The 7,042-nt window shown below is 34.5% G+C and carries 10 protein-coding genes and 1 pseudogene; 5 read left to right on the top strand and 6 right to left on the bottom strand.

The window, feature by feature from the left end; translation table 11 throughout:
* Positions 1 to 81: an IS3 family transposase gene (locus C9J35_RS24975; RefSeq protein WP_369122291.1), complete on the top strand. Its 81-nt coding sequence runs from the start codon at positions 1 to 3 to the stop codon at positions 79 to 81.
* 116 nt (positions 82 to 197) lie between these two features.
* Here the strand turns inward: C9J35_RS24975 and C9J35_RS23855 are convergent, their stop codons facing one another.
* From C9J35_RS23855 to C9J35_RS22610, 4 genes are all read right to left on the bottom strand, one after another.
* Complete coding sequence (locus C9J35_RS23855) at positions 198 to 374, bottom strand: hypothetical protein (RefSeq protein WP_167396048.1); 177 nt, start codon at positions 372 to 374, stop codon at positions 198 to 200.
* A gap of 343 nt (positions 375 to 717) precedes the next feature.
* Entirely contained in the window at positions 718 to 1,869 is a 1,152-nt protein-coding gene (locus C9J35_RS22600) for a serine hydrolase domain-containing protein (RefSeq protein ID WP_107927085.1), read from the bottom strand.
* Between the two features lie 291 nt (positions 1,870 to 2,160).
* Positions 2,161 to 2,715, bottom strand: coding sequence for a DUF1700 domain-containing protein (locus tag C9J35_RS22605; RefSeq protein WP_054770060.1), 555 nt, complete (start codon positions 2,713 to 2,715; stop codon positions 2,161 to 2,163).
* Positions 2,708 to 3,052: a PadR family transcriptional regulator gene (locus C9J35_RS22610; RefSeq protein WP_054770061.1), complete on the bottom strand. Its 345-nt coding sequence runs from the start codon at positions 3,050 to 3,052 to the stop codon at positions 2,708 to 2,710. The genes C9J35_RS22605 and C9J35_RS22610 overlap by 8 nt, the downstream gene beginning before the upstream one ends.
* A gap of 103 nt (positions 3,053 to 3,155) precedes the next feature.
* On the opposite strand from C9J35_RS22610, the pseudogene C9J35_RS24980 reads away from it, so the two are divergent.
* The 3 genes and pseudogenes from C9J35_RS24980 to C9J35_RS22635 all read left to right on the top strand — a co-directional run.
* Positions 3,156 to 3,296 (top strand): annotated as a pseudogene (locus C9J35_RS24980) (Tn3 family transposase); the annotation flags it as partial.
* Positions 3,297 to 3,413: 117 nt separating this feature from the next.
* Entirely contained in the window at positions 3,414 to 3,611 is a 198-nt protein-coding gene (locus tag C9J35_RS22620) for a hypothetical protein (protein WP_107927088.1), read from the top strand.
* 1,108 nt (positions 3,612 to 4,719) lie between these two features.
* The gene (locus C9J35_RS22635) at positions 4,720 to 5,475 is read left to right on the top strand and encodes an alpha/beta fold hydrolase (protein WP_235616409.1); all 756 of its coding nucleotides are present in this window, start codon (positions 4,720 to 4,722) and stop codon (positions 5,473 to 5,475) included.
* Between the two features lie 298 nt (positions 5,476 to 5,773).
* Here C9J35_RS22635 and C9J35_RS22640 read toward each other — a convergent pair whose 3' ends face one another.
* Positions 5,774 to 6,199 carry a hypothetical protein gene (locus C9J35_RS22640; protein WP_107927090.1) on the bottom strand — a complete coding sequence of 142 codons (426 nt, stop codon included), beginning with the start codon at positions 6,197 to 6,199 and terminating at the stop codon, positions 5,774 to 5,776.
* 221 nt (positions 6,200 to 6,420) lie between these two features.
* On the opposite strand from C9J35_RS22640, the gene C9J35_RS22645 reads away from it, so the two are divergent.
* Entirely contained in the window at positions 6,421 to 6,858 is a 438-nt protein-coding gene (locus C9J35_RS22645) for a GNAT family N-acetyltransferase (protein WP_054770064.1), read from the top strand.
* Positions 6,859 to 6,961: 103 nt separating this feature from the next.
* On the opposite strand, the gene C9J35_RS24985 is transcribed toward C9J35_RS22645, so the two are convergent.
* Positions 6,962 to 7,042 (bottom strand): IS3 family transposase, encoded by an 81-nt coding sequence (locus tag C9J35_RS24985; RefSeq protein ID WP_369122291.1) that lies wholly within the window; start codon positions 7,040 to 7,042, stop codon positions 6,962 to 6,964.

Raw genomic sequence — 7,042 nt, forward strand, 5'->3', positions numbered from 1 at the left:
ATTCATTTTTATAATCATTATCGCTACCAGAAACGATTAAACGGCTTGAGTCCTTTAGAATTCAGGGCTCAAGCCGCTTAATACATTTTTTATTATTTCCACTGTCTACTTGACGGGGTGCAGTTCATTTTTAAGTTGAGTACCTGGTCTTTTTTGGTTTATTCGTTAACTCTTGGACTTTGAATTAAATGACTCTTTTATAAATTAGGATTTTCTCTGTGTAGTTGCCAATAAAGTTGAACTAATTGGGTTTCATACATAAAATGCTTATTGTAAAAATACATATGTCTTTCTGGATCGATATGTTCATAGTATTTAGCTAAAGTACCATATAAACTTACCTTTTGAAGTAATTGTGCTAAGCGTGGATCCATTTAATCCGCCTTTCTTTGTCATAATAGATATAACATATGCGGATTAAATAAATTCTGTATAGGCCCAAAATGACCAGGCGCTTAACTAATTTTGAGCCTGGGCTATTTCATTTAATACAGTTACACCAAATTCAGATTCTGACACTTCAATAAACACTGAATCTTCTTCTCTTGCATGTTCAATTTACAATTCAATATACTCTTGATCGTTTGCAAATTTTTCATCGTTCCCTGATTCTCTAAGCTCATCTACCCCCAAACTTACGTATAAAAATAAGTTTGGACTTTTGGACCAGAAAGGTATATTTTTAATTTTTTTGTTTTTTCCGTCTTTCTTTTTTGTCTACTTGTTAAATTCAGCAAGTAAAATATTTGTAAAAGGATTAGGACTGTTATCTCTACCCAAACTGTTCAAACTGACGACCATCGTATGCTTGCCTCCAAGTGTACCTCCAGCAATAGTAGAAAACCCTAGAATGCCACCTGTGTGTCCCCATATTGATACCCCGTTTGGAAGCTTAGTTTCAAAGATTCCAAGACCATATCCATCGATTCCTGCTTTTCCTGTAGGAACTGTAGTAAGCATTTGTTTTAGTTGCTGTTCCTTCAGTAATTTGCCACCGAGCAAAGAAGAGAAGAATTTATTTAAGTCGTCAGCAGAAGAAATCATATCTCCAGCCGAGCTACCTGCACTTGGGTTATAATAAGTAACGTCTTTTATCTCACTTGCTTCGTCTGGTTGGGAATATCCCCTAGCATGCTTGGTGCCTGGGATAACGCTTGAATTGCCAGGTAGGAAAGTATCCGACAATTCAAGCGGTTCAATAATCCGATTTTCAATCTCTTCCGCATAGCTGTTTCCGGTTACTTTTTCAATAAGAATACCCAGTAATACGTATCCTGTGTTTGAATAATACCATCCCTTTCCTGGGGCAAAGTCTGGTGGCAGAGAAATCCCCATCTTCACTAGTTCTTCAGCCGTATACGATTTTTTTGGATCGATAAAATCAGCGTCTTTTGACCTTGAGTATTCAGCGATACCACTTGTATGGTTCAATATCTGCCTGATGGTAATCTGTTTACCATTATATCCGTTTCCTTGAATGGCACCAGGCAACCATTTTTCGATGGAGTCGTCTAAATTCAATCGGTTTTCTTCAGTTAATTGAAGTACAACCGTTGCGGTGAACGTCTTTGTTACGCTGCCAATGCGAAAGCGAAAATCTGTTTCCATTGGTTTCTTGGTGCTCATATTCGCTACCCCAGCGGCATAACCCCACGTTTTTTCATCCTCATAAGTTTTAACAAGTATCCCCGGGAATCCAAGTTGCAATGTATCATGCATTGCTTTCTTGACGGAATTATGATCTTTTTGAGTGCTTGTTTGTAACGAACTAGATACATTTTGAGTGGGCTCTGCTTTTACGTATAGCGGGGAACTTCCAGCTATTAAAAGGGCCAGACTTACAAATGTAATTTGACTACGTATTTTCATAAGGCATTCCTCTCCTCTATTAATATTGTATAGGTGTTTGCTTGTTGTTCCATGTTAATCACGCAACAATCATCTCCACCAATGACAAAACGTCATCATTAAGTTTGTAAGCATCTTCATAATTGTTGTTTTACCAACGCTACTCTGTCCCAACCAGCGGTAAATTCCTCTTTTTTTCACATCCTTTTCCTTACGAATTACTTACGTTCAAAATAGTTTCTATAATAGGGTATAAGGAATAAGGAGGCTATATTCTGGGAAGTTATGGAATTTATCGCCTCTGTGTTTCTTTTACAATGTTTTCTTTTTATGGCTAATTACGTGTATATATTTAATTGTAAGTTTCCATAACACTTTCCCCAACCAAAACATCAACACACCAATCACAATAGAAATTGGCAAGAACTGCATTGGGCTTGGTGTAAATGCTCCCATTTGGATTGTTATTCCGGCAATATCATATCCCATAAGATACCCGACAAATTTAATGATTCCGCCTATTGGTGTAATAACTCCACTAATCATTAAAGCAATGGAAAGAGTACTGATAAAAGGCAAAAGAAGCATACCGCTGACGCCTGCAAAGCTGCTACAAAATACAAATACAGCGCCGAATTTACGCCAACTAAATTTACTGTTCTTTGAAATGGCTTCACCTAAGTATGCTTTCGCTAATTCTTTTGGGTTTCCTAACCGTTCGATGATTTGCTCAGAAGATACACCATTATTTTGCAATTCAAGCATTACACTTTTGATTTCTTTTACAATGTCAAGACGCTCGGAAGCAGACATAGATTTCAAATACTTTTCAATTTTTACAAGATAATCATTCGTAATTTTATCCATTATTTAACCCTCCCTTAATTTCTGATATAGCTGTTAATAAATTATCCCATTCTAGGGACATAGCGTTTAAGTATTCGTTTCCTTTTTCTGTAATGGAATAATATTTTCTCGGTGGCAAGCCCTCTTTACTTTCTTGCCAAAATGCAGAAATATATTCTTCTTTCAATAATCTTCTAAGCAGAGGATAAATTGTGTTTTCTTTTGCAGCAACAATAGGATACTGCTCTAACTTACTTATGATTTCATAGCCATAATACGGACGCTGCTTTATTAGCAATAGAATACAAAAATCGAGTGTTCCTCGCTTAATCTGTGATTTCCAATCTTCTACATTCATGTATTGTACCTCCTAATATACATCGTACAACACAGTATATCAATAATCAATAGTATATCAGATTTCTTATTCAACGAAATAAAGATATTTTACCCGGTCGTCAGGATTAAATAAAGGTGAGGCGATGAACGGTCTTGCACGAGCCTTATTCTTTGGAAAAAGAGGCGAGCTCCGTGAAAGAGATTTACAAGACAAACTTCAACGTGCAAGCACCCTAAGCATCATCATTAATGCAATCAGCGTATTGTGGTAAAATATTGGCAGACTAGTAATGGATCTTTCTTAAAATATTGTGGCAGTTTTAGGAGTGGGAAACGACATTGAGGAAAATGATTAGCTTTTCTTTATTGTGGGTTTAATCTTGTCAGGGTGTTTAGAAGATGTAAAAGCTGATTGGAAAACAAGCCCGACTTTTACTAAAGATAATATGATTTTACATGGATTAGAAGGAAAATTCGGTATTCTAAAAGTTAATGGGGAAAGTGATGAGCCGATTGTAAAACTTTATGAATGGGCAATAGTTCAAATAGTCATAAGTGAGAGAGGAGTTATATGTTAAATAAAATAACAAAATCTGATAACATCTTATTATGATAACAAGTCAATGAAGTGATTGTTGCCTACATTTTGCTTACGGAAGGTTAAAAAATCATTATGTTTTGAAAAGATTTGATTTAATGCAAAACGAGTTTAAGGAACCTTATAAATTCATGGTTTAAGAGGGTTTTTAGAAGTTAAAAAGATACAATAAACCTTAACAAAATACGTTTATGAATTAGGAAGCATTCATGGCTGTTCTGAAAATGGATGATACGAAGTAACTCAGTAATGATAAGGCTTTGTGACGTATTAAGTTTAAAATAAGGGTTAAATGGTGGGGTTCCCCACCAATTCCCCACCATAAAAAAATACGTTAGTAATTTTTATATATCTTGAGCAAATGAATCAAAGATGTTCGCAGCATCTCTAGCCATTTTCTCAGTGAGGTGGACATAGCGATCTTCTGTTACGGCAGCTCGACTATGTCCTAATCTTTTTTGTACGGTTTAACAGGCGTACCTTTCTCTAGTAATGTTGTTGCATGTGTGTAGCGCAAGGAGTGATAGTTAAAACTAATGTTTAATTTTTCACTAATTTTTCTAGTATTATATTTGATGACACTTGGAATACAATGTTCGCCATTTTCTTTCTTACATACATAATCATGTTTAAAATCCTGCCTACATGGTCATTTCCCTCAAAATTTATATGTTTCCATTCAAACCGCAAACTTTATCTACAGCGCAACCCCCAATGTATGTATTATTTAACTTTAGTTCAAACGCATTTTATAGGTCTCCTCCGAATATTAGATTAATAAAGTAGGAGGATTCCATGCATTTACGCTTGATACACAAAAAGGAATAGTAGAGAGTAGAAACTTTTGCCCACTCTAGGAATTGATGAGGAAGCCGCAACAGGTACTTCTAATGGGGCATTAACACAGTTTTTAGAGGTTGTCCACTTTCAATTTAAGTTTTTCATATGCCCAGCTACGAGTTGATCGTGAATTTAAACGTACAAGCATATGGTATGTTTTTTTCGTAAATAACATTCTTATTGCACTAGCAGTATGAGGCGTTTTTCGTTATCTGTAGGATGTTGTAAGATATATCAAGGGGGATAACATGAGTAATTCAATTTATAAAAGTGAAGAAGGTAGACTGCGAATTTCGAAGCATTATGAAAAATACTTAAAATCTTTTGAATTTGATATAGAACGTGTTTATGTGAAGACAACCTTTGGAGAAACACATGTGCTTGTAGCTGGGCCAACAGAAGGAAAACCATTGTTTATACTGCAAGGTGGTAATTGCCTTAATCCGATGACACTATCGTGGTTTAAGCCTTTATTTGAACAATATCGAGTGTATGCACCTGATACTATTGGCCATCCAGGTTATAGCGCTCAAAACAGAGTCTCTGCAAAGGATGATAGCTTGGCCTGTTGGATAGCAGAGCTAATGGATTATTTTAAAATTAATAGATGTGGTTTTATTGGTCCGTCCTATGGAGCTGGAATTATTTTAAGATTGGCTGCTTTTTTTCCCGAAAGGATTGATTGTTCCGTATTAGTCTCACCAGCTGGATTAAAACTTGGCTCCAAAATGGAGATGATTAAAAAAATCTTAATTCCAATGCTACTGTATAAAAGTACTTTGTCAGAAAAACATCTTAAAAAAATTACTAATGTAATGTCAACTAATTGTATGAAGGAAATTGATAAGTCAATTATCGGGGATATTTTTCATTATGTAAAATTAGAGCGAGCAATGCCTAAATTAACAGATAGAAAAGAATTGAAAAATTATCAATCACCAACGTTAGTTATTGCCGGAGAACAAGATATATTTTTCCCTGAAGAAAAAGTTAAAAAGAAGTAATACCGAATTTGGCTGTTTTTCATTCTTTCAATATGGGCCATTTTCCAACCGAAGAGCATTTAACAAGAATAAATATTGTCATAAAAAAATTTTTAAATAAACATTATTAACTGAACTAAAGATTGTTAGAAAGTTGAGCGTCCAAATTGGAGGCTCTTTTTCAGGTATTGAGTACCTAGGTGATGGAGCAGCATTTACATTCTGTGTACTCGAATTTATTGCTAACACTAGAAACTATTTAGTAATCTATAAGTCAAAAAAGCTCAAATCAATTGCCTTTGAGCCTGAGCTTTTTTGTTTATTTAATTAATGTGAATCTCCTTCCAACACTATTAACATTCTGTTCAATGAGTGCTTCATTAAATCCAAGTTCTGCAAGTATCTTTTTTAACCCCTGTGGACCTTCTCCTTGATAACCTGAAGAAAATCCGCCTTTAACTATTATGCTTCCATTTATTCCGTTAAATGCTGTTTCATAGCCATAGCATTCATTCGCATACCTATGCTCAATAAATTTAATATTTCCTACTAATTCAATTGTTTTCCGAACAGCATTTATTGCTTCGGATATTTGAACTTCTTCAATAGTAATAATCATGCAATTAATCCTTTCAGATAAACATAGTTTAGTTTTTTTAAAGGCATTTTCATAAGCAGTATTAATTTCTTCTATACTATATTGATTATTATGTAATTTGGCGGTTTTTTTCTCTAATAAATTCAAAGACTTTCTTCCTCTTCTTAAGATAAAAATCCTTATTAGCAGATATTAATTTACCATATTTTTTTTGGAGCTGAAATAGATATTTAGCACACATTTTTGGTTTTTAATTGATTCTTTATACTTAGATTATTGAAGGTATAAAGTTTTATTGGAGAGGATGTATGGTATTTTAATGATTGATTGGTAAAATGGTGTAATAGTCTAAGATGGAGGTATTATAAATGGAAATTAGGAAGCCGAACAACTCAGAGCTAGAAGAAATTATAGCTCTTTCACCACAAGCTTTATTTGATGGTACACTGGGCGGAGTAAGAGCAACAAATGAAAAAGTATTAAACCTTATAGAACCCCTTCTAGAAAAAGGGTGCTATTATTTGATAGCAACAGAGAATAATGAGTTAATGGGATGGATCCTGATCGGGGCAAATAAAGACCAGTTTACAGACCAATTAAACGGGTTTATTTATGAGCTATTTGTAAAAGAAAAATTTAGAGGTAGAGGTATTTCAAAGGGGTTAATGAATGTTGCCATTGAACACTTGAGACAGGAAGGATATTCTGAAGTCAGACTTAGTGCTTACGTAGGGAATAATGCTATTAAGCTTTATGAAAAATTGGGATTTAGTATAAGAACAGTAAACATGAAATTACAGTTATAATAAGCAGTTTTGCTTATCTACTACTAAAATGACAAGTGACTAGGCACTCATTTACTGTGAACTGCACCCCGTCAAGTAGACAGTGGAAATAATAAAAAATGTATTAAGCGGCTTGAGCCCTGAATTCTAAAGGACTCAAGCCGTTTAATCGTTTCTGGTAGCGATAATGATTATAAAAATGAAT

The sequence above is a fragment of the Lysinibacillus parviboronicapiens genome, assembly GCF_003049575.1.
In the GTDB taxonomy this organism is placed as follows: Bacteria; Bacillota; Bacilli; order Bacillales_A; family Planococcaceae; genus Lysinibacillus; species Lysinibacillus parviboronicapiens.